The 22,006-nt window shown below is 59.4% G+C and carries 19 protein-coding genes; 11 read left to right on the forward strand and 8 right to left on the reverse strand.

What is annotated here, in order from left to right:
* Nucleotides 1–4: 4 nt before the first annotated feature.
* Nucleotides 5–919: a universal stress protein gene (locus tag XnspCFBP7698_RS19350; protein WP_233549028.1), complete on the forward strand. Its 915-nt coding sequence runs from the start codon at nt 5–7 to the stop codon at nt 917–919.
* 315 nt (nt 920–1,234) lie between these two features.
* Here XnspCFBP7698_RS19350 and XnspCFBP7698_RS19355 read toward each other — a convergent pair whose 3' ends face one another.
* Both XnspCFBP7698_RS19355 and XnspCFBP7698_RS19360 read right to left on the reverse strand, forming a co-directional pair.
* Entirely contained in the window at nt 1,235–1,723 is a 489-nt protein-coding gene (locus XnspCFBP7698_RS19355) for a GNAT family N-acetyltransferase (RefSeq protein ID WP_047694690.1), read from the reverse strand.
* A gap of 4 nt (nt 1,724–1,727) precedes the next feature.
* Nucleotides 1,728–1,991 (reverse strand): DUF1778 domain-containing protein, encoded by a 264-nt coding sequence (locus XnspCFBP7698_RS19360; RefSeq protein ID WP_104579531.1) that lies wholly within the window; start codon nt 1,989–1,991, stop codon nt 1,728–1,730.
* A gap of 610 nt (nt 1,992–2,601) precedes the next feature.
* Between XnspCFBP7698_RS19360 and XnspCFBP7698_RS19365 the strand changes: the two genes are divergently transcribed.
* The 9 genes from XnspCFBP7698_RS19365 to XnspCFBP7698_RS19400 all read left to right on the forward strand — a co-directional run bounded on the left by XnspCFBP7698_RS19365 (nt 2,602) and on the right by XnspCFBP7698_RS19400 (nt 16,827).
* A complete protein-coding gene (locus XnspCFBP7698_RS19365) occupies nt 2,602–2,820 on the forward strand; it encodes a hypothetical protein (protein WP_104579733.1) in 219 nt (72 codons plus the stop codon).
* A complete protein-coding gene (locus XnspCFBP7698_RS19370) occupies nt 2,817–3,095 on the forward strand; it encodes a hypothetical protein (protein WP_199680239.1) in 279 nt (92 codons plus the stop codon). Before XnspCFBP7698_RS19365 ends, XnspCFBP7698_RS19370 begins: the two co-directional genes overlap by 4 nt.
* Before the next feature lie 928 nt (nt 3,096–4,023).
* Nucleotides 4,024–4,881, forward strand: a complete 858-nt coding sequence (locus XnspCFBP7698_RS21455; protein ID WP_146093154.1) for a hypothetical protein — start codon at nt 4,024–4,026, stop codon at nt 4,879–4,881.
* Nucleotides 4,882–5,971: 1,090 nt separating this feature from the next.
* A complete protein-coding gene (locus XnspCFBP7698_RS19380) occupies nt 5,972–10,939 on the forward strand; it encodes an ATP-binding protein (RefSeq protein ID WP_104579532.1) in 4,968 nt (1,655 codons plus the stop codon).
* Nucleotides 10,936–12,420 carry a hypothetical protein gene (locus XnspCFBP7698_RS19385; RefSeq protein ID WP_104579533.1) on the forward strand — a complete coding sequence of 495 codons (1,485 nt, stop codon included), beginning with the start codon at nt 10,936–10,938 and terminating at the stop codon, nt 12,418–12,420. The genes XnspCFBP7698_RS19380 and XnspCFBP7698_RS19385 overlap by 4 nt, the downstream gene beginning before the upstream one ends.
* 500 nt (nt 12,421–12,920) lie before the next feature.
* Nucleotides 12,921–13,595 carry a hypothetical protein gene (locus XnspCFBP7698_RS19390; RefSeq protein WP_146093155.1) on the forward strand — a complete coding sequence of 225 codons (675 nt, stop codon included), beginning with the start codon at nt 12,921–12,923 and terminating at the stop codon, nt 13,593–13,595.
* Between the two features lie 61 nt (nt 13,596–13,656).
* Complete coding sequence (locus XnspCFBP7698_RS19395) at nt 13,657–15,276, forward strand: hypothetical protein (RefSeq protein ID WP_146093156.1); 1,620 nt, start codon at nt 13,657–13,659, stop codon at nt 15,274–15,276.
* Between the two features lie 73 nt (nt 15,277–15,349).
* Nucleotides 15,350–15,685, forward strand: coding sequence for a hypothetical protein (locus XnspCFBP7698_RS21460; RefSeq protein ID WP_146093157.1), 336 nt, complete (start codon nt 15,350–15,352; stop codon nt 15,683–15,685).
* A gap of 389 nt (nt 15,686–16,074) precedes the next feature.
* Nucleotides 16,075–16,827, forward strand: coding sequence for a MobA/MobL family protein (locus XnspCFBP7698_RS19400; RefSeq protein WP_104579536.1), 753 nt, complete (start codon nt 16,075–16,077; stop codon nt 16,825–16,827).
* Nucleotides 16,828–17,036: 209 nt separating this feature from the next.
* Here XnspCFBP7698_RS19400 and XnspCFBP7698_RS19405 read toward each other — a convergent pair whose 3' ends face one another.
* The 5 genes from XnspCFBP7698_RS19405 to XnspCFBP7698_RS19430 all read right to left on the reverse strand — a co-directional run bounded on the left by XnspCFBP7698_RS19405 (nt 17,037) and on the right by XnspCFBP7698_RS19430 (nt 21,150).
* Nucleotides 17,037–18,641: a DUF3987 domain-containing protein gene (locus XnspCFBP7698_RS19405; RefSeq protein WP_104579537.1), complete on the reverse strand. Its 1,605-nt coding sequence runs from the start codon at nt 18,639–18,641 to the stop codon at nt 17,037–17,039.
* Entirely contained in the window at nt 18,638–19,039 is a 402-nt protein-coding gene (locus tag XnspCFBP7698_RS19410; RefSeq protein ID WP_147423614.1) for a hypothetical protein, read from the reverse strand. Before XnspCFBP7698_RS19410 ends, XnspCFBP7698_RS19405 begins: the two co-directional genes overlap by 4 nt.
* An 11-nt stretch (nt 19,040–19,050) precedes the next feature.
* The gene (locus XnspCFBP7698_RS19415; protein ID WP_104579539.1) at nt 19,051–19,305 is read right to left on the reverse strand and encodes an AlpA family phage regulatory protein; all 255 of its coding nucleotides are present in this window, start codon (nt 19,303–19,305) and stop codon (nt 19,051–19,053) included.
* 365 nt (nt 19,306–19,670) lie between these two features.
* Nucleotides 19,671–20,111: a hypothetical protein gene (locus XnspCFBP7698_RS19420; protein ID WP_233549029.1), complete on the reverse strand. Its 441-nt coding sequence runs from the start codon at nt 20,109–20,111 to the stop codon at nt 19,671–19,673.
* 628 nt (nt 20,112–20,739) lie between these two features.
* Complete coding sequence (locus XnspCFBP7698_RS19430) at nt 20,740–21,150, reverse strand: hypothetical protein (protein WP_146093159.1); 411 nt, start codon at nt 21,148–21,150, stop codon at nt 20,740–20,742.
* Between the two features lie 120 nt (nt 21,151–21,270).
* Here XnspCFBP7698_RS19430 and XnspCFBP7698_RS19435 point away from each other — a divergent pair, with 120 nt between their 5' ends.
* Nucleotides 21,271–21,495: a helix-turn-helix transcriptional regulator gene (locus XnspCFBP7698_RS19435; protein WP_104579542.1), complete on the forward strand. Its 225-nt coding sequence runs from the start codon at nt 21,271–21,273 to the stop codon at nt 21,493–21,495.
* Between the two features lie 247 nt (nt 21,496–21,742).
* On the opposite strand, the gene XnspCFBP7698_RS19440 is transcribed toward XnspCFBP7698_RS19435, so the two are convergent.
* A partial coding sequence (locus XnspCFBP7698_RS19440; RefSeq protein WP_147423615.1) for a transposase occupies nt 21,743–22,006 on the reverse strand: 264 nt, incomplete at its 5' end.

A 22,006-nucleotide genomic window follows, 5' to 3' on the forward strand; every position in this document is an offset into this window, starting at 1 on the left:
TGCCATGCAGACCACGCCAACCCACCTGATCTTTGCGACCAACTTTTCCGAAACCTGCCACGCGGCCATTCCCACCGTGGCGCAACTGGTGGACCGCCTGCGCGCCCGCCTCACCATCCTGCACGTGCATGCCAAGGGCAAGCGCGCGCAGGCCCGGCAATCGCTGGACGCGTTCTTTGCCGAAGCCTCCAACTACCCGGGCTGCGAGCGCGCGCTTGCCAGCGGACCGGCCGCCGCCGGCATCGTCTCGTTCTGCCGCAGCCGCGACGACGCACTGCTGATCATGCCGCCGTCCGAACGCACTGGGCTGCCACGGCCGCTGCATGTCTCGCTGCGTGCACGCGTGCTCGAACGCGTCGCCACCCCCATGCTCACCCTTCCCTACGCCGACGCCATCCCGCGCGACGGCGCAGGTGGCGGCCATGTCGCCTGCTGGATCACCGGCCGCGAGACCAGTCTCGACACATTGCGCGATGCCGCCGCCATGGCGCGCCGTCGCGGCGCCGACCTGCACCTGCTGCACGTCATGCCGGACATCAGCGAAGGCCTGCTGGTGGACAGCCTGTTCAACGACAAGCCCCTGACCGAAGCCGCAGCCGCCAGCTGGCTCAGCGACCTGGTCCTGCAACTGCGCGATGACGACCTGCGCGTGCGGCTGCATGTGGCCGTGGGCAACCCACGTCGCGAGATCGCCGGCCTGCTCAAACGCGCTTGTGCCGACGTGCTCGTCGTCGAACACGACGCTGTCGTCCGCCGCGGTGTCTGGCGCTCCTCGCTGCAGGCCACCCTGGCCAAGACCCCCTGCGTGCTGATCTGCCTGCCACCGTCGCATCTACGCCGCCCGGCCATCGGCACCGCACCCAACCAGGACAAGCCGCGACGCCGCCGCGGCCGCGCCAGGTGGTTGCTACGCGCGTAGACGCCCTTTCGCCCGACCTGGTGCGTGCATGCTGAGGCTGTCAAACCGCTTCGATGTCTGACCTGCCACCTGCAAGCAATAAGGCGATGGGCGCGCGCGCATCGAAGGCGGGAGAATTTCAGCCCTGCACCGCTATTGGAAATGGCCTGCGTCACCACCGCATCATGGCAGGGCGCGACGGCGGGTATCTCCGTCAAGCAATCAATGCGCGTTTGAGCAACGCCGGCGAACTCCAGCACACCATCTCCGATCTACCACACGGCAGCTTTCACGCGTTGCAGCGGCGGAGCGCCTCAACAACGACGCTGGGTCGGATTACGAAGTCCCCAACGGCAGATACAGTGTCATCGCACTCTCAGCAGCCTCACGGAATCCGTAGCTCTTGTAGAACCCGGCTGCCTTCGTATGCAAGGCATCCACCAGCAGCACCCGCACGCCCAACTGCTCTCGCAGACCCAAGCAGCGAGCGACCGCATGTGCCAGCAGGTAATCCCCATACCCCTTACCCTGCTCTGCTGATGAAACCGCCAAGCGTCCCATCCGGATCGCGGGCACCGGGTAGTTGGGCAGGCGCTTGCGATCCTGCTCCTGTAACGCTGTCAGCAAGAGCTGAGCCGCTGACAAGGTGGAGTAGCCCAGAATGTTGCCAGCAACCTCATCATTCGCCAGGACATGGGTCGTGCTGATGCCATCGCGATGGTGCTGCACCGCCTGCCGTCGCAAATAAGCATCCAGTGTCGGCTCCCCACAGCTGAAGCTGTTGCGGTCATGCCGCTTTGCCTGGAGTTGCTCAACGATTAGCACGCACTCAGCCCTGTGCAACGCGGGCGAGCGCCTTCCTCAACTTGGCGTTGGGCTGGAAAGGTGCGTCCAAGGCTTTCAGGAATCGCCTGGACTCCTCCGCCGACAACGTCACCGTCAACTCGGCAGCCATGACGCTCTCGGCCTCGCGCATGACCGCATCGCGCACAAAGGCCGAAAGCGGCACGCCACGCAGATCGGCGGCACGGGAAATCCGCGCCTTGTCGGCAGGGTCTAAGCGCAGATCGAGGCGGGCAGCGGCGTTGGTCATGGCAGGCTCCTATTTGTACGGAATATTACCGTACATCCCATTCATGTCAAATGACCTCCCCGCCCCTGGCGGGCGTTGTGGTTGACCTTCAACGACCTGGGCAGCTTGGACAAGACAGCAGACAAGCGTTGCGCGTGACAGCCGTTAGCGGCAAAAGGCGCTTCGGCCAACGCTTGGCACAAGAGTTGGGCGAGACGGCTGTCTGCGTTGAACTGCGCCGCGCGTGCTCGCTCGCCGGCTACAGCGCCCAATCTGAGAGAGCGTCAGGCACGACCACGTCGTGCCGGAGATTCTCGAAATGAGCTACGCCGACTCCAAAGCTTTCCCGTTGACACGCGCCAAGAGCTGGAGCGAGTATGCGTGTGTCGCCGCATATTCGGCGACCGGGATTGGTCTCCCGATTACTCAGGCGCACCAGCGCCCATCGATCGATGCAAGGCGCTTTTTTGTTGCCCAGCATCGCGCGGGGTGCGTGCTTGCCATCTTTATGGCGGGCGGTACGCGGGGGGCTTCGGCCCCGCCGGTCCCTGAGTCCGGTAGACCAACCCGTGCCGTCCGCCACCCCGCTTGGTCTCGGGTTGGCGGGCTCCAATTTACTCAGGAGTCCTACATGTTTTACGACACCCAAGAAACACCCGCACTTGCGGCGCGCGCGATCACCCACGATGTCGGCCTGATCGCAAGCACCCTCGAATGCAGGCATGCCGTGTGGCTAAGCCTGATGCCGCGCCATGAAAGTACAGGCGGGGCCATCTACCAGTTCACGTGTACCGACGATGATGCAGCAACCGCTGCTTTCGATGCTATTTCTGCGCAGGTGCGGCGATGAGTACGCACAAACACTTCCGCGTCTGCACCGGCATCACCCTCAGCTTCGAGATCATGCAGGGCTATGTGCTAGCCATGCTGCATTCTCACACGCAGCCCGATCTACCGCCGGTCCTCATCGCCTGCGAAGCCGCTGGCTTTGAGGACATATTGCCGGGCAGCGATGCGCTAAGCGTCGTGCTGGGCCGGCTGCATGTCTGCATGCGCGTGGACCCGGCAATCGAGGTCCTCACGTGGCTGCGCAAGCAAGCGCATCGCGCTGGAGTGGAACGATGAACCCGGCACACGCAGTCGCTCATCGAGAACACGCCGACACCGCGATCAGCAAAACAAAAGACCGTTTCCGGTAAGTCTCCGACGGCCCCCGACAGTGTTCCGAAGGACACAAAAAAGGCACTTGGGCGGGCATCCCAAGTGCCTGTTATCTATTGGTGGGCCCACCAGGATTCGAACCTGGAACCAAAGGATTATGAGGCAGCCATATTTACCTTAATTATCAAAGGCTTATCACCCTGAATTTCCCCGAGGACCTACGCGCAGGTCCTTATGGCACGTGGAGGAATCCGTAATTTTTCCCAAGCCGGCGGCCTCTAGAGTCCGGCTGCCAGCAGCTTTGCTCGCAGCAGTGCCTGGTACCTATCTATGTACAGCAGGCACAGCCTCCGAGATTGATCGATTGCTCTGCTGTGCGGTTGGACGGGAGCGACGTTGAGGCACTCATCTGCTACTCCTCAACGTGAAAAGCGCACCAGCTAACCGCGTCGAGCTGCTGAAGCCATGCAGAACCTGAATAGGCCAGACGGCATTCCGCTCGCGCCGTCTGGCACTTGCACTCGCCGTGCTTCAACGCTAGTCTGACGTTACGATAATGTTGCTCCGGGTTTGATGGCTCCAGCCCGTGACCCGATTTGTTGCACAAATCGGGTCACGGGCTGGAGCCGTTAACTCAGGACTTTTTGGGTCCAGAACGGGCACACTACCGTTTCTACGCTGAGGGTTCACGATGGCCAAGACACTGACAACGAGGGAGCTGAGTTCAGCGACCTATGGCAAATTTAGCCGTGCTGGCGTGACTGTGGACGTACGGGGCTTCTTGATGAGCTCCGAGGGTCAGAAGGTCTTACAAAAGATTCACGGGGCCGCTGCGCTCCAGATCCCAGCCAAGCCTAAAAAATAACCAACGGGCTTTACGGGGCAGGATGCCATGCCGTTCAACCAGCTCATCCTGCCCTTGCTCGGAGGTTATCTTTTAATTACCTACGCGCACTGCTTCATCTACTGGAGCTCGCGTCAGTCGAAAGAGCAACTGCTGTTTGCCTCCGCTTTTGCGGGTGCTCTACTGGCTATATTTGCCCGTATTGTCACATTGACAGTGGCCAGCACAAGCTGGGGGCATTGGCTCTACGAAGCCCTGCATGGCCTTGTGAACTACGAAGGCATTGGTACAGCTGTACTCTCGCTAGCTCTTGGGGTCACACTTGTTATTTGGATCAATAGCGCCTGGCCCAAAGCAGAGGCAGGGCTTTGGCTATACGGTCGCGGATCTCTCACACATTTAGAAGCACTGCTCTATGCAAGCTTCACTGGCAGCGCGCCTTCAGAAGATGCGGTGTTCCGTTCGTTACCAGTGGAGCTCCCTCTCCGACTCTTTGCCACCTTGCCTTTGATCGGTTCACCCGTCAAACGCCGGATCCAGGCGCGCAAGTCGTGGAGAATTTTCACTGCTTATGACGAAACAATTAATCGCGCAGCGCCAGCGCCATTGATGGTGACAATGAAGGATAGAAAAGTTTATGTAGGGTTTTTGCAGCACTCACCAAGCCTACAGCAAGCGAGCATGTCCCATCTTAATTTTGAAGTATTATCAAGCGGATACCGAGACAAAGACGACTTGCGTGTGCAATTTACAGATGACTACACCGAGATCTTCTCTTCTGAAAGTCAAGCAACCACACTACCTTCATATAAAGTTTTTCCGGTAGCGGACATTGTCAGCGCCAACTTTTTTGACGCTGGAATATTTGATAAGTTCCAGCGCAAACGAATTGAGCTAGAAGGCTAATGGTTATTTGAGAAACAAGGTCGTGCGGCTAGGTTCAGTGCGCGCCATCAGGAATATCGAGTTCTGAGACGGCCCGGTTTCAAAGTTTGTGCCGTGCCATCCCTTCCCCCGCCTCACACATATGCCCGCTTGCTTGGGCCAGCCTACCTCGAACCGACTCCACTTGGGTTGCCACTTAATGCGCTCCGGATCCAACTCGGCTTCCCCTCTCCTACGGAGGATTTCAGGACGACGAGCTGGATCTGAACCAAGTACTGATCCGCAACCCGCCAGCCACCTTCCTTTACCGCGCCGAGGGCTAGAGCACGCTCCTCGCCGGAGTCTACGACGGCAATATCCTTGTAGTCGATCGCTCGGTGGGGCCGATCAGCGGCGATATCGTGCTAGCCATCTGGGACGGGAATTAGCCCGAAGGGGTCAGTTTCGCTTTTGGAAGCTGCTCATCCTCAAGCATGCACAGCATCGGTCGTGGATGCGCGTGGTGGCCCACCAGCACACGAATAAAAAATGCATCCAATTGTTTTTACTGGACTTTCCTTGAACAAACTAGAACATCGACTCACTTTTTGACTCACTTTTAAGTCGACGTGAATCGGACATCATTGGACGACCTCAGACAGTTTGAGGGCAAAGCTGCCTACGACCAAGCACGCCAGTGTCGCTCGTGTGTGCTCTGCGAGCTCTACAGAAACAGCACCCGCCTCCCAAGCCCGAGCATCTAGGCTCTTGGCCGACTCTCACGCGCGCACCGATGGGATTGATCACCAAGACCGATCCGCCGGGAGCGCCGGCCGACGCTGGACGGTAGACCTAGAGAACGGCGGCTTCGGCCAGTTGCCATCGTTCGCCCCACGGGAGCAACTGTCAGGTCCAGACTCGCTGCCGTCGGCGGCTTCCCGTCTGCGAAGTCGGAGGTGTCCGTGACCGGACTCCCAGCAACCGGCACGCTGGTCAAGCGTTGTTGGCAAGGGAACGAGCCGCCTAATCCCCGACCCGACGGCCACGCTGACACGCCGTGGGCGGCTAACATCGATCCTAGGAGTCGACTGAACATCACAAGACGGGGCGGGCAAATGAATCGGACAAAGGCATGGCGCAGCGCGCCGACGATCAGCAGCATGACCCGCCGGCCAACCCCGGCGTTCGACCGATGAGCGGCCCGTCACCCACCGCGGGCGGCCGGGCAACGGAAGCTGGCATGTCCTTTCAGGCGAGCGTTGCCGCTTGGTTCGCCGCCCATCTTGTTGCGGACATGCCGGTTGGCGAGAAGGTCGGCATGGCTGGTGATACACGCCTTGTCGAACTTCAGTGCGAGACCGCCGACCCCATGGATGACGTCGTTGCCCGTCTGGCCAACGGCGGCAAGATCTACGTTCAGTGCAAAACGCAGGCCGGGTTGGCAAGAACGCACGACAGCGCCCTCGGGCGCACGATTTCCCAGCTCGTCGGCCTGTATCTCGATGTCGCTCAGGCCGTGGGGACCGCGCAAATCGTCGCCGTGCTCGCAGTGCAGGAATCGGCGCCGCGCTCGCTCGACGATCTGGAAGGGGCATGCCGTATGTTCGATGCCGGCGGGACATGGCCCGCCGTCTTGGCTCTGCTGTCGGCGGCGCAACGCGAAGCGCTGGCTTTGTTCGAGGACCACGTTCGCGCTGCGTGGGCGAAGCGGAAGCCCGTCGGGCCGAGCGACGACGACTTGGTGGCGATGGCGCGGCTATTCCGCATCGCGCGTTTTTCTGAGCCCGGAGAAGGGGCGGAATGGCGTCTCGCCAGTCATCTGCTGGGCGGACGGCTGTACGGCAGTGCTGACAAAGGCGATCAGCCGATGCTGGCTCTACTCGACATCAGCCGACGTGCCATCAGGTCGGGCGCGCCGCAGGATCGCAACGGGCTGCTTCGCAGCCTCCGGTCCGCGGGCCACTTGGAAGTCGCCGCCCCTGGGTTCGACGAAGACATCGCGACCGTCCTCGCCTACTCAACGCATGAGCGGGAGCGGCTAAAGAAGCACACGGTGCTACCGCTCGACGGCATCGCGCCGCTTGAGCGGGACTGCCTGAAACCACTACTGGACGCTGCCAGGGATGGAAGCCTGCTGGTCACCGGCGAGCCTGGTGCCGGCAAAACAGGGGTCCTGCTGCGCTTGGCAGATCTGGCTGAGCAAGAGTCTGGCCCGGTATTGTTTCTTTCCGTCGAGCGGTTCTCAGGATTCACGCACCGACGCAACTTCCGGGACGAGCTCGGCATCGTCCACGACCTCCTGGACGTGCTGGCTGCATGGCCGGGCGACACACCGGGGCTACTCATCATTGACGCCCTGGACGCCTCGCGAGGCGGCCCGTCAGAGCAGGTGCTGGCGACCTTCATTGCCGATGCGGTGGCGAAAATCGGCGTGCGTTGGTCCATCGTCGCCTCGATCCGCAGTTTCGACCTCCGCAATGGGCGGCGATTCCGTGACCTGATGCGGGGCAGCCCGCCGGACCAGAGGTTCATGGAGAAGGAGTTGGCCGACGTACGGCATTTCCACGTCGCGCGCTTGTCTGCTCGCGAACTCGGTGCCATCGCTGCAGGATCGCCTGAACTGAAGGACCTTGAGTCGACCGCGCCGGATAAGGTCAAGGAGTTGCTGCGCAACATCTTCAACCTGTCGCTTGCCGCAGAACTGCTCGCCTCAGGGGTGGAGGCGGAAGCAATACGCCATCTCGCAACGCAGTCGGAGCTGATCTCGCGATATGAGGACGTGCGACTGACAGGACACCGGATGCAACGCGCCGCGAAGGCCGCCGTGACGCAGATGATCCAGCGGCGCCGGCTGATCGTGCCGTCCACCGCTATTGAGCATGATGCGGTAGACGATGTTCGCGCGTCTGGAGTGTTGGTATCCGCCGGGCGCGATCACGTTGCCTTCGCGCACCACGTTCTGTTCGACCATATCGCCGGCCGGTTCTATCTGGACGCGAGCGACCCCGAGGCGTTGCGCGGACAGCTGCCGAGCGACGCAGCCATGGGGCTGTTGCTTGGTCCGGCGCTGCGCTTCGCGCTTGAGCGACTATGGAAGGAAGGTGGCGCCAGCCATGGCAGCACCTGGCTGTTTCTGCTGAACCTCGCTTCTGAAGACAAAGCTGACCCCGTGCTCCTCAGTACGGCACTGCGGACCGCTGCCGAACAGGTAGTGGTGCCATCGGACATCGACGGGCTGCTCTTGGCGCTGAAGGCCTCTGAGCATGCAACGGCGCCCGGCAAACTGCTTGGACAGCTCTCGCGGTTTGTGGGAATGACAACTGGTCAGGTTCCACCGGACGAGGCAGCGGCGCCGGCCGCGCTCGCCTGGATGCGGGTGGCGAGATTCGCCGCGGCGTCGACAGATCCGCAAGCCGTTGATGCCGCGCGCATGTTGCTCATGGCGTACTTCGACCGGATCGAGCTAAACGATGCGTCGGTTCTCGCGGAGTTCGGTGAGGCCGCGCGGACGCTGCTCAGCGCCGCATGGTCAACCTACGTGACACATCCCGCGATGGCGTCTGCAGCCATTCGCTTCGTGACGCGCTCGTACGGGGCCGATTGCGCGGCGTCGCGCGCCTTGCTTGAGCGAATTCTGGAAGATCGGTTTGAACAGCACGCGTCAAACGAGGCCCCGTGGCTCGCCGATGGCGTGCGCAGCATCTATCCCCACGACCCAGACTTTGTGGTTCACATTTATGGCGCTCTGTTCGAGCGGGACGTAACGGACCAGAGCAAGACATGGATGGGTGGAACCGCGAGTCGCATCCTCCCACTGACGTCCACCCATCGCCAGGACTACCAACACGCCCGCTGGCAGCTTGGCCAGTCGCTGCCGCCGTTCCTGAACGACCATCCAGCCGCAGCAACCCGCGCGGTCATCAGTGCAGTGCGGGGGCTGAGCCTGGAGCGCCGCAGGGGACACGACCAGACGCCGCCGGCGGTCACCGGCGTTGACGTTGATGATCGGCTCGTCAAGGTCATCGACGACTACCTGACGCTGCAGGACTGGCGTGCGAGGAAGTCGTACGACTCCGAGGTTCTCACCAGCTTTGTCGGCTTCCTCAGGGATTGCTCCGACGCGGCATTCCGCACGGTCGTCGAGGCGGCTCTGCAGGAAGCGACGAACGCGGCGGTCTGGTCGCGGATATTAGGTGTCGCTGCTGATCGTGGGCCGGTCGCAGACAACCTCCTCGCACCGCTCGTACTGCAGCCCCGGTTTCTCGAGATATCGGGCGTGACGCGAGATGCCACCATGTTCTTGGTCGCCGTCTACCCCAGGCTGACGCAAGAACAACGCCAGGCGCTGGAGGAGTATTTCCTGCAGGACCGCTTCCTCGATGACGAGCGCCAAGCTCGTCTGCTGAGCCGATTTCTTTCGGATGTGCCCGCCGAACAACTGGCAACGGAGGCCATGCGGGCGCAGCGCGCAACGTTTGACATGGCTGGTCGTCTGATGGGGAACCGGCCTGCGATGGAGATGTCGTCTGGTTGGGCGTCGACTGACGATATTGTCGACAGCATGCTGCAGCATAGCGGCGCGAATCTGGAGCAAAGTCCAGACCGAGAAATCCGAGCCGCAAGCCGGCTGGTCGAGGACGCGGTCAAGGGGCTGCCTGAGGACGCTGATGCATCGACTCTCGTTATCCTTTGGGAACGTGCAGCCAGCCTGTCCCGGTTGCTCGATGCGGCAGCTACGCCACCCCCTCACCCTCAGCTGGCTCATTCGAGTTGGGGAGCGCTGAGCAACGCCGTTGAGAAGCTTGCCGCCAGCAAGGCCTATGAGCCCGGCAGCAGCGGCCTGCCGGAACTGAACGAACTAATTGATCTGATTGATCGTTTGTCTACGAGCCCATATCCGGAGTCTGCTAACGACACATCCAAGGGCATGGGCTGGGGCAATTGGGATGTGCGCGTGTATGCAGCAGAGAGCATCACCTCGCTCGCGCCTCGATTCGCTTTGGACCGGCCAGACTTGCTAGATAGGATGGAGCGCTGCCTTGATGACCCGGCGCCCACGGTCAGACATCAAGTATCAGCCCACCTGAACGTGCTTTGGGATGTGGCACCTGACCACATGTGGCACTTGGTCGATAAGGTCGTGGAGCACGAAACCCATCGGGCTGCCCTGGCGTTTTTTGTGTCTGGCCCCTTGTGGCCAATGGCTCGCAAATATCCGGGCCGCACCGCGCAGATTCTGTCGCGGTTGCTGAGCAAGAACTGGCCAACGATCAAGGCTGACCCTCCCGAAGGGCGCGATGAATTCACCGACGCTGCGGCGGACTTGATCGCGTTCCTGTACGTGGCCCGCGGCAGTGACGTCGCTTGGCAATGGATCGAGCGCTGGGTGACGGATCTGCAGCGGGGCGTAACGTTCCTCACGGCAATGTTGCACGGTCTGCGGGAGGTATTCTTCTTTGCCTATCGACCAGCGCTAAGCGCAGAGGATCTGCATATGGTGCAGCGGCTTCAGCGACTGATTCGCGCTGCAGCCAAGTCTGCGGCTGCAGCCCACGATGCAGCTCGGCCGCACCTTCTCGGCACCTCCTCGGACGAGGCGGAACGCTGGCGCCCCCTATTTGATGCTGCAGACAGGCTGCTCGACCAGATCTGCAATCAGTTCTACTTTGGGGCTGGTGCGTTCGATCCTGGAAACCGGGGCGAGAAGGAACAACCCGGCCTTCCCAGCCCCGAGTCCAAGAAGCGATTCATCGCCGACTACGCGCCCATCCTCGAAATCCTCGATCGCTATTCCCAAGCCCGCACTACCTACAACCTGGTTGGCCTGTACGGCTTCCTTGCAGAAGGAAATCCGCGCGCGATCTTCGATCGCGTGGCAACGCTGCTGCTTGGTGCCGGCGCCCAGGATGGGTATCACTACGAATACCTGGGATCCGAGAGCTTGGTCAAGCTGGTCAGACGCTACCTGGCCGACTACCGCGGCATCTTTGATGACCCGCAGAGGCGCGCCAAACTGATCGAGATATTGGAGCTGTTCTCCGAGGCTGGCTGGCCCGAGGCACTTCGCCTGATGTTCGAGCTTCCGGACGTGTTGCGATGAGCGGCACCGACCGGTCAGCCTTCCGGCGAGCCTGGCGCGAGTCCGTAGATCGTTTTCGCGCGGAAGAGCCGATTCTTCGAAGCTCCTATGCAGGAGAACTCAACACTGGCCAAGTGACGATCGAAGAACTGCTAGAGCGTCCAACGCGCCGGTTTCTGATAGACGGCCTTTTGAAGGCGCTGGGCTGGAATCCAGACATTCCGGACCAGATCGTTGAAGAGGTGCGCAGCCGCGAGAAGGATAGCGGGCAACCGCTCTTCTTCGACTACCTCGGCCGGGCGTATGACAGATCACCTGCCATGCTGGTGGAAGCAAAGCGCTTTGACGCCGATCTTCCTCGACGCCCCAGAGGCGAAGTTCCGCCGAGCCACGAGATGGGACGCCTCATCTGCGAAGGGCTGAACCTGCTGAAGACCGGCAGGAACGAGCTTGAGATCCTTTCATCCTGGAAAGGCTGGCTGACTGACATGATTGGTTATGTCAGGTCTCTTCCAGAGAGCGAGCAGAAGGGGCTCGCGCGTGTCGTCATCACGGCCGGGCAGTGGCTGATTGTCTTCAAGCGGCCGTATTCGAGCTTTGTCGCCGACGCGGTTCTGGATCCGGATGACGTCGTCTGCTTCAGTTCATTCGAAGAAATGGAGACTAGGTCGAACGAAATCTTCGACCTGCTAAACCGTGCGCGTCTCATCGATACCCTGCCACTGACGATGGATATCGGCGAGGCGCTTGCGGTGATCCAGCCAGGCGACATCCAGGCCATGTTCCGTGGTGTCGTCGTGTCAACACAGCGAGTGGGACCAAAACGCGCCAGCTACCCGCACAGAACGGTGATTCCTGCCATCACATTTTTAGTTGGCAACCGGGAATTTGCGGTCACCCGATACGGCGGTGAGCCCGTGGTGGAGCCCATCACTATCAACGGATTAGGTGACTTTCTCCAACGGCTCGCGACCGAGGGCGGTGCTTTCGAAGCCGCAGTGTTACGGGATTTCGGTCGCGAGGATCTCCGTCCCTCTCCTGTGACTCTTTTTCCACTGACAGCCAGAGCGTTTGTGGAGTCGGCGCATCCGCCGCTCATCGCGTCAACTGCGGCCCGGGCGGCCGCCAATCAACCCAAGCGGCCAACACTGGTGATGGAAATCGATGAATCTGGGGGAGCGGCCGACTTCCTTGCGATCACGGGGGACGTGTGGTTCTACAAGGCCCCAGCGCCGTTTACCGGCGATTGCCAGTTCCACAACTACCCAGCAGCAAGGAAAGCAGGCTTTGCTAGTCAAACTGCAAGCATGGGCGAACGGCCCGATTCCTACACAGCGTCAGGAGATCTGCACCACTGCGAGCACCAGATGCTACTGTCTCAGCGCAGGCAAGAGGGCCGTTGTCAGCTAAAAACGTTGGAGACTCACCTGTGCTGCCGGGCCTGCGTCTTTCACAACGTCTGCTGGAAGCCGGAAGAGTTGCCGCGGCTGCCCTGCGAGTAACTTTCCGCGAATCCGTAGGTTTCCGGTTGCCGAGACATTGTGGCGATGACCGTGAGTTCGCATTCGGACAGCGACTGACACCTTACGCTGCACAGCTGTCTTTCAGATTAGCGGAGCGAACGGCAGCAACGGGTCGCTTTCTGACGGTCGGGCCGCTGCCGGCTTCTGGCAATTTGGTAACCCACGATGGTCAATACCAACGCCGATCCCGGTCAGCTCCGCTGGCAATCGCTGGTCAGTTGGCTGGCAATATGCAACTGGTGTTGCCGTGTTGCTATCATGTTGAACCTGCTGCCTTAAACGCTTACCTCATGAGCCCAGAGTAGGCGCGCCAAGACGAAGTGCTTTCCAGTCGAGCATCTTTCCGGTGTTTTCGGACCTAGCCACTAGACTACGCACAGTCCTGACACCCCATTCATGGCAACTGCGCTAACGCCGTTTTAGCCCATCTCTTTGAACCCATGATTACGAACGAGATGTGCCCATACTGTTTGGTCATCATGGTAAAGGCCGAGAACCTGGATAACAGCCGTTCGGTCGAGCACCTAATCCCCAATGCCGCGCTGACGCGGAAACGCAAGAACGACGAAGGTGATTTCTATGCATGCCGTCGATGCAACTCCCAGAAGAGCAAGGTTGACGAGATCATCGGCGCCATGGCAAAGGCCCAGTCGGCCGATAGCGAGTTGGCGGCGTCAGCATTGATCAAGCTTGTTACGCGTCATGAGGGCCTGCCTGCACGCTATGCGCGAATGCTCGATTCGGCTCAGCATGATCTGGACGGTGTGCACGTTGACATGCCCCTCACCGGACCCGAACTGATCCAGTACCTCACCTTCCTAGGTAAGGGCGCCTACTTCAAGAAATTCAAGAAGCCATTACGGTCTTCCAGCCAGATCATGCTGTTTGACCTGCACAACAAGCAAGTACTGGCATCCTTTGAGCAGGCCTATGAGACTAAGCATGGCACCCGACCCGTCAGGGATCTGGAGACCAACCCTCGTTCAGAGGTTATTGAGCCCGGTCAAAGCGTGATCTGGTCCAAGGGCACGACGTTCTTCATCGTCCTGCACGATTATCTCGGCATCAGCATCAAAGTCAGGCCGCGCAATCGAAAGAATGAGATGCGCGCGCGCACCGCAACCAACTATCTTCTTCAGCACTTTGGCCACTGAGCGCCGGAATGAACACGCGTCCTATGGTCTCAGCAGCTTCAAAATTAGAAGCGTGACAATCTTGAACATATATCTCCGGGAACACCTTGTTCGTCTTCAGGAACAGGTAGGCGTTGATCCGCTTTCCCGTACCTTTATCTTCCACCGCAAGTATGCGAAAGACCGTCACGTGCCCTATCCCGACGATCTGACCCGCCCTTGGCTCTCGGTGCTACTGCGCCATGCCCTGACCCCCGAGTCACGTCGCGCCCTTTATCCAAGCCGCTTTGACCTTGGTCATCCATCGGGAGGTACGGCGGAACACGCCACAGTCAGCGAGTTAATCCAACACCTCGAGAAGGAATCACAGCCAATCAATGAGGAGCAACGGTCAGGGCGCACATCAGCATCCAAGCTCAGGGGCGAATTAACACGACGCAGCAAGCGGGATCTGAACACCGTACTGAAGGGCATACGGGAGACCACTGAACGTGTGATCGACATCGGTCAATCCGAGCAGCCACTGGTCAACCTCAAGGTCATCAACCTGCTGCACCAGCTGACCCGAACCCGCAGCAACCGTCTGTTTCAGCTCATCGACCCACCCGAGCACGTCAATCGGACCAAGCGCGCCAGGCATGTCACGTCCCATACGCTTGAGTTCAAGGACGCCTATCCTGATTCACGGAACCCAGATGCCACCCTTCTGATCGCCGACCTGATGGCGTATCTGAGCGCGGAGATCGACAGCATCCGCCTTGCGCAGATTGATGCTGCCACGCCGCCATTGCCTGAAATACTCCAGATGATTGAGAATCAGAACGCCAGGCTCGGCCGACAGCTGCGGGGTCATGGCAATGGAGAGCAAAGCCAGCATGCCGCCGCTTATAACTCTCTTACCTCAGCGATCGACGCGTATACATTTTCGCCCCAGCCGACGCAGAGCCGGCTGGACGAGACTCTCTATACCTACCTGCGCACTCTGCGCTTCCGGCACTACGTTGGGGGCTTCGAGCAGACCATGGCTCTGGCAGTGATCAAAGGAACGGTCACCTCCATCGCCCAGGAGATGAGCGCACTGTGCGATCAGATCAGTGACAGATGGGGATTTCGCCTTGAGTTGCACGATAAAGTACTTTCCATCAATGCGCTGCCGGACTTCATTGCGCAATGGAAGCCGGAACTGCTCGCCCTGGTTGAATGCGCTACGGGACTGACCCGTTCCCGCAACGCCGATCAAATCAAACACGCGGGAAAGCTCCTAAACTTATACACATATTTCGAGCACCGCACCCGTGATCTTAATGCCAAGCTTCTTTCAGTCTGGGACTGCGTTGCCGCGCTGTGCACCATCCGACACGAGCTGGCAGTCAAGACCCAATACAGCCCTTACTGGTATGGACAGAAGTCACAGGGCAACAATCTGCTGATGCATCTGAACGCGAAACGTAGCATCGAGTCCCTCTATCAGGACGACTACGTGCCGCACGGGGTCAATCAGATCCTGTACCAGCGATACAACAACATGTTGAGCGCATTGATTGGAATTGGAGAAATACACGAAGCGCGGATGGCGTTCAGACTTTCCCGCCTTAAGCAGCACGCCAAGATTCTTCGATTCAACGACGCAACCCTGATCCGTGCAGAACTCCAACGGCTTGATCAATACTGCACTGAGAAAGCTACGCTAATCCGCAATTGAGCGCAGTCAGTAACCATGGAGGCCGCACAGAGGAATCGCGGATCTGGCTCAGCGCCAGGCGAAGCATACTGAAGTGAACGAGCATCCAGCCTCCTTCGATCAGGGCAACCCAGGCACCATGGAAGAATTCGCAGCGGCTCGTAGTCGTTGCACTCGACTGTGGCTGCTGCGAATTCTTGACGCCAGTCCCAGCCGTTGTGGGAACGATGACCTCATGCACGCAGGCCTGTCGCACGTCGGGCTACCCATGGCTCATGATGAGTTGCTGACGCACCTGCACTACATGGCTGAGAAGGACCTAGTCCAGCTGGAGTACGTTGACGACTTCAGCTTCAAGGTATGGGTCATCAAACTCACACGTAAGGGGCATGACGTGGTCAACGACCTGATCGTGGTGGAAGGAATTTAGCGGCTCTCAGCCGCTGATCAGTCCTTATAGCGAGGCCACGCTCATCAACTTCAGGGGCTGCACATCGGATCCAGTCGGGTTGAGATGGCGTGTTCACTCTTCAGACAATAGCGATCATTACCCGATATCGGTACACCTATCCGACGACAGGCATGGCGTGCGTATGTATTTTCTTACTGGCGGCCTATGTCTATGAGGAAAGATGCAGTTGAGATGACTTGACAGCGAGGGCAACTGGCTACTGGTACTCCACCACATAGGGGGGGGGGTGTTTGGTACGCGCACTTACCGTTTCCTTCAAAGCATCATAAATGCACCGATCCGAAAGCAGCCAGCGAGGAACACTTCGCTGGTTTTTTTGTTGATCCTCAGGAAAGGGTAGTACGCACATGGCAAGCTTTCATCACCGAGTCAAAAGCGGCAAGAAGGGAACCGCAACAGAACACGCCACCTATATCACCCGGCAGGGCAAGCACCGGCACCGCGAAGACCTGGTTTGTGCTGGGCACGGCAACCTACCTGCCTGGTCCCAGGATGATCCGATTCGTTTCTGGAGAACGGCCGATGCGCACGAGCGTGCCAATGGCGCGGTCTATCGCGAGCACGAGATCGCCCTGCCAGGAGTACTGTCACGCGAGCAGCAGATCGAGTTGGCCCAGACGCTGGTTCAAGAGCTGATCGGTGACAAGGCCTATCAATACGCGATCCACGCACCCGACTCGGCGTTGGAGGGCGTAACGAATGCGCACCTACACCTGATGTACTCCGGGCGCATCCCTGACGGGTTCGATCGAGGCCCGGCACAGATGTTCGCCCGGCACAATCCTGTCAACCCGGCGCGGGGTGGGTGCAAGAAGGAGGGTGGTGGGCGCAGTCCCCTTCAGGTTAGAGCCGATCTGATTACCCTGCGTAAGCACAGCGCAGACATCCAGAACGCGGCGCTGGCCCGTTATGGATACGATGTTCGCGTGGATCACCGTAGCTTGAAGGAGCAAGGCATCGAACGGCAGCCCGAGCGCCACCTGGGTCCGGCTCGGATCAGAAGCATGTCAGAGCGGGAAAAGGTTGCCTACGTGGCAGCACGCCGCGATGCGCGCCTGTCACAGACTGAGGTGGGAACGATGCATGACGCTGAGGACTAACGACTAGGCAGAACTGTGCCTGCCCGTTACTTCGGGACGGGCAGGCACAACCGGGCACTCCGTGGTTCGCGTAGCATCCGGCGCAGTCGTCGCGCTAGGCATCCAAACCAGTTAGGGCCGGGGTATCACCTTCAAAATTCCGCAAATTTTGCTCCTGCATTAGCATCCTTAGCAGGAATTCGCACCCCCAGCCCTTTTTTTTAACAGGATCAGCGGAGCTGCTGCCGCTGGTCTTCCGCCGCGAGCAACTCAACCGTGGCAGCCAACCCTCCCCTATCCGTATGCTTTTCGGCGATACGCACGCGCCCCATATCCTCTAGCCGACCCAGCAGTCGGTGGACATGTGCGCCGCGCAGCTTGTATGGGCAGAACTTCATGAGGTTGCTAATTTCGCGCAGGTCGATGAAGCGATTGATCCGGGTTCTGCGTATCGGATTGCGGAACTTCTTGACCATCCAGTCGTAGAGTTTCAGGGCATCCAAACCCTCCTGATCTTTTGGCACTATATACTCCATGTAGTCCTTGGAGCCTTCGTCGCACAGGGCTATAGCGGCCAGCACGCAGTCCTCGCCGATGTCGGACTCGAAGCGTTCGGTAACATGGAAGGCAGCTGCCAGACGCGCGACAACATCTGCAAGCTTGGAAGCGTGATCAGTAGCCGAATGGTAACGACCGCCCTCCCGTATCTCATATTCGACATAGTCTAAATACTTCATCCACACGTAAGCCGCCTGCGGGCTGAACTTCAACGTCGTGCGGGTGCATTCACCTGCACGCGCCAAGTCAATGTATTGACCCAGTAGTGTCTTGAGATTTTGCGTGAACCGATCACGGCACGCTTTCGACACCGTACCAATACGGGATAGGCGTTGGCCCTGCGTAGTGCCAACCCAGCTAAACAGAATACGTGCCATGTAGCCGGAGTCGATGCTCGCCTTGCCGCGTCCGGCCATGATGCCCTTGAGCTTGTCAGGCTGGAGCATTAGGCATTTTGCCAGGCGCGGCTCCATGACAACGAAGCTGTCCGTCGTGATCCGGGCCACATCGATACGCTGGTTACTCCAGATATCGCATAAGTCCGCATCACTGGGAAGAATGACCTCATTGAGCAGCTTCCAGCTGTCACCGGATAGCCAAGCGACTGACGGAAGGGCAGCCAGCCCGTTCTTGACCACCTGAACGTTGGCGTCCTTGAACATCAGCTTCATCCGGCCACGCTCCTCTGGCTTGTTCATCTCGTGCTGGCGGATCTGATCATCAATGTCCGCCGTGTCGCGTCCCTCCTTAGCCAAGGCGGCATACTTTGCGTTCAAGGCACGGTACTTGCGCGTCCAGGCCCGCAAGTTGCCCTGAAGCTGCTGGACATGCGCCGCCTCCAGCGCCGACAACTCATCATTCATGTCAGTGAATGCGCGGAAGAATTCATTATCCAGTACCGTCTTGCGCTCGCCGGACTTGGCGCAGATCAGGGTGTACATGGATAGGCCGACCCGGCCTCCCCTGGGCTTTTCTACGTCAAACATGCCCTGCGCTGCTGCACAGCAGGCGGTAGCGGCAATGTAGTAGGCCATCTTCTTGGGGGTCTGATGGTCCTCCGTCGCCTCCAGGACGGCGGCCTGGTAGGTAGGCAAACGGAACTGGCCAAATTGGGGCACCCCCCCGAAGGGAAAGGCGTACGGCTTATCGGCCATGGGAGCGTACTCGGCATCGCTGAGTCGCAAAGCTCCAGTGGAGGACACACTCGTCGAGCACTTGACCTGACCATGCACGAGTACACCAGCGGGCAACAGCGAGGAGTCGTAATACATCTTCATGCGGAAGCCTCCTCACGAATGGGATGGCCGGGCATGCCGGCCAGCAAATCTGGCATCGTGTTGTGCTTCGCTGGCGAAATGGGGTGCCTGCACGTCTTGCAGTGCATAGCATCGCCGTTCCGCTTGCGGCGTTCAGTCTCCGCGTCCAGAAGTTCGCGAAAGCGAGCCGGGTGGAGCTTCAGACCGTACTTGTCCTCCAGCGCGGCCAGAATCACTTTCTGCGGCACCTTGCGTGCGATGGCCGGAACGATCAGGTCGTAGGCTTCGCGGAACAAGGCCTGCTTGCGTTCCTTACGATTGGGGTCGGCGTGCTCGAGCGCAGCGGCCAGTTGGGCGAGGCGATCGTCGGCCTGCGCATCGTTGAGGCTCACCGTCGCTTTCTGACTCATAGTCGTCATCATCGTCTCCCTCACTGAGCCTTGGCCGCATCAGCACGAGCGTGCAGCCACTCGAGCACCTCGTCCTCAAGAAACAGCGTCGGCGCGGTGGCTGAAGACGTCAATTTGAACGGACGCGGGAAAGTCGGATCGCGATTGATCAGTTCGTAAAGGCTGCTGCGGCCACAGTCGCCGATCAAATTGCAGACCCGGGGGATACGGATGGCGGGAGAGCGGCGGCGGGGCGCATCACCTTTGTGAGGCGTGGATTCGATACTGATGTTCATCTAAAGGTCCTTTAATTGGAGTGGATCGCGGTGCATATCAACCGCGTTGCGCACCTTATGCGCCCTCCTCCGGAACCTCACTGCAAATAAATTCAACGTTCTTGCAGATGCCTCGGAAGATCCCGAACCGCACCCAAGCCGACCGTCCACCCGCTCTACTTGCACAAACTCTGCCTTCCGCCGCCTTGTACGAGTCACATCGACGCTCGGGGCTCTAAGTCCGGCCGCTACTCAGCGGTGGGGTAACGTTCCCCCCAGCCACCACCACCTCCTCCACTGGCAGTAGCGCCTGAAAAAAAATAGATTCGTGTCCCCACCGCGCAGAGGGAGCAAATGCTCCCTCTGCGCGGCAAGTCAGGTACAGGTCAAGGAGATGGCTGCACCTGCAGCCACTTCCCTCCGTGGAAGACGTACAAGCGTTCCTCTTCCGTAGAGGGACAGCAGCCCGGATCATCCGGCCCTGGGACGAGCAACGTCACATGCACGATGCCGTCTTTCAAGCTCACCTTTTGAGCTGCCACGCCGTAGCCAGAGACCGATGTCGTGCCGACCAACTGCAGCTGCGGACCGTCCTTACGTTGGAATACTGCCAAATAGCCACCCGCGCCATTGCCGTTTCCGCTGCCCTCCAAGGTGTATAGGGCCACCACCTCTGACTTGCCGTCTCCGGTCAGATCGCCTTCGACTATCTTCCGCGCTTCTTTGTACTCTGTCGCGCTGTCAGCCTTCTTCGCTGCGTCGGCAATGGCCGCATTGATGACCTCAGCATCTGGCGTAACCTGCACAGCTCCCGGCGGTGACGGCATCGCCGCTCTTGCAACGGTTTGTACAGTTGTCTTTACGGCATCGCACCGAATAGCTTCAGCCTCAGCTCGCTTAGTCCCTGGCTGGACCTCGCAACCCGCTAGATTGAGCTCGCCGGCTTTCGTTACCTCGTCAACTTTGCTACATCCCGTAGCGGCTAGCGCAACTAGTAGGGTCATCATTGACCTAGAAATTGCCTTCATCATGTTCCTTATTTGATCCTGCTCTGCTGTGCGGCATTGGCTAATCGATCAATGGAGTCCGAAGGCGGAGAACCTTCAGAATGAATTGCAACAATTTCCGCCTCTCCATAGCGCTTTTTCAGCCTATCGAACGCATATTCACAGGCAGACTCCTGTCCTCCACTGCCGGCGCAGTTGCCTACGAACACACTTCGCGCCTTTTCGACCTTGCTGCTGCATGCGAAGCCAGCCCGACGACTGGATCAGCATTCAATGGCACGATCGAGCTAAGTTTCAGCGTGAGTTCTGCAGCCGAAGGCCCTGGGTTGCCACTTGATGTTGTGCGCGAAATACAGCACAACTGCGTTCCCTTCCAGGGCGCTGTGAGACGATCTGAACTTGGGCTTTGGATTTTCCAACGAAATCTGAGAACAGCCGCTAGGAAATGCTAAAAGATGGGCCCTAGCATCGACTTTTCGTAGGACAGAAGTGTCTGAGAATCGCCCTGGTCCGTTTCCACCCGATAGCGAAACGTGCGTTCGCGGCCTGATTGGTAGTCGTAAGCGATAGTGGCTTCGCATTCGTAAACGTCCGTGTCCTTGTCATGGCTCAGGACGCGGATTTTGGACACCTCGTAATTCTCCGGGATTTTCCGGAAGGCCTCAACGTTGAACATGTCCATGTACCTCTTGGCTTCCGCGCTGTTCTCGTACCACGTCACACGCTTCTCCACTGCTTTGACGATCACTCCATGGATCAGTTCCATGGTTTCGCTATCACCGCAGTCAGGCGTGCCGCCGGCACAGCCGGACAACAAGACAGACACCAGCACCATGCTGGCTGAAAAAATTCTCTTCATTTGGTTCCCCTGTATTTGTTAAGCGATCGAGATGCGTTGAGCGGCCGGACCAATCCAGCCGCCCCCGAATGCTAATCGCAGTATGTCGAACAGTAGTATTCAAACCGGGACCATTTCGCAATGGCCCGGGCAGCTCATGAAACTGGATTAGTCACCGTCTTCGCCGGCAACGTCCGGCGACTGAGGAAGGAGCGCGGGCTGTCCCAAGAGGACTTGGCGGAGGCGGCCGGCGTACACCGCACGTATGTCGGCATGATCGAGCGCGGCGAGAAGAACGTGACGATCTACAACATTGAACGCATTGCGCTTGCACTGCAGGTTCGCCCGGGGCTACTCCTGGAGTGAGTAGCGTTGACCGCTGGCGTTCTGGGTTTAAAGCGGCCGACACCTGCTGCCAACTGCCGAGCTACATTGGCCAAGCTTAAGCCGCAACTCGCCCGCCTCGGCATTGCATAACGCCCATCGTCTGGCCGCCCTAGGGATGGTCTGATCAACGAGACCTGAGGATGAGCAACATGCGTTGCTCCGAGGAGTCGCGTCCGGATAGGCGGATTTACACCATTTCCGGCGCAGTCCGGAGGTCATCTCCGGATTACAGGCACACGCCTCCCGCAGTCGGCAGTAACTGCTTTCTCTTCATCCACAGGTTCGACAGCGCAAACAACGTCATCACCTGCGCGGTGTTCTTGGCCAAACCGCGATAGCGCACCTTGGTGTAGCCAAACTGCCGCTTGATCACCCGGAATGGATGCTCCACCTTCGCACGCACGCTGGCCTTGAAGTGTTCCCAACGCTGCTCCCGAGCACGCTCGTGTTTGTTGCCGATGGCTTGGACTGTCGAAGGCCTGGCGGCGAT

It is taken from the genome of Xanthomonas sp. CFBP 7698, from assembly GCF_003600855.1.
In the GTDB taxonomy this organism is placed as follows: domain Bacteria; phylum Pseudomonadota; class Gammaproteobacteria; order Xanthomonadales; family Xanthomonadaceae; genus Xanthomonas; species Xanthomonas cannabis.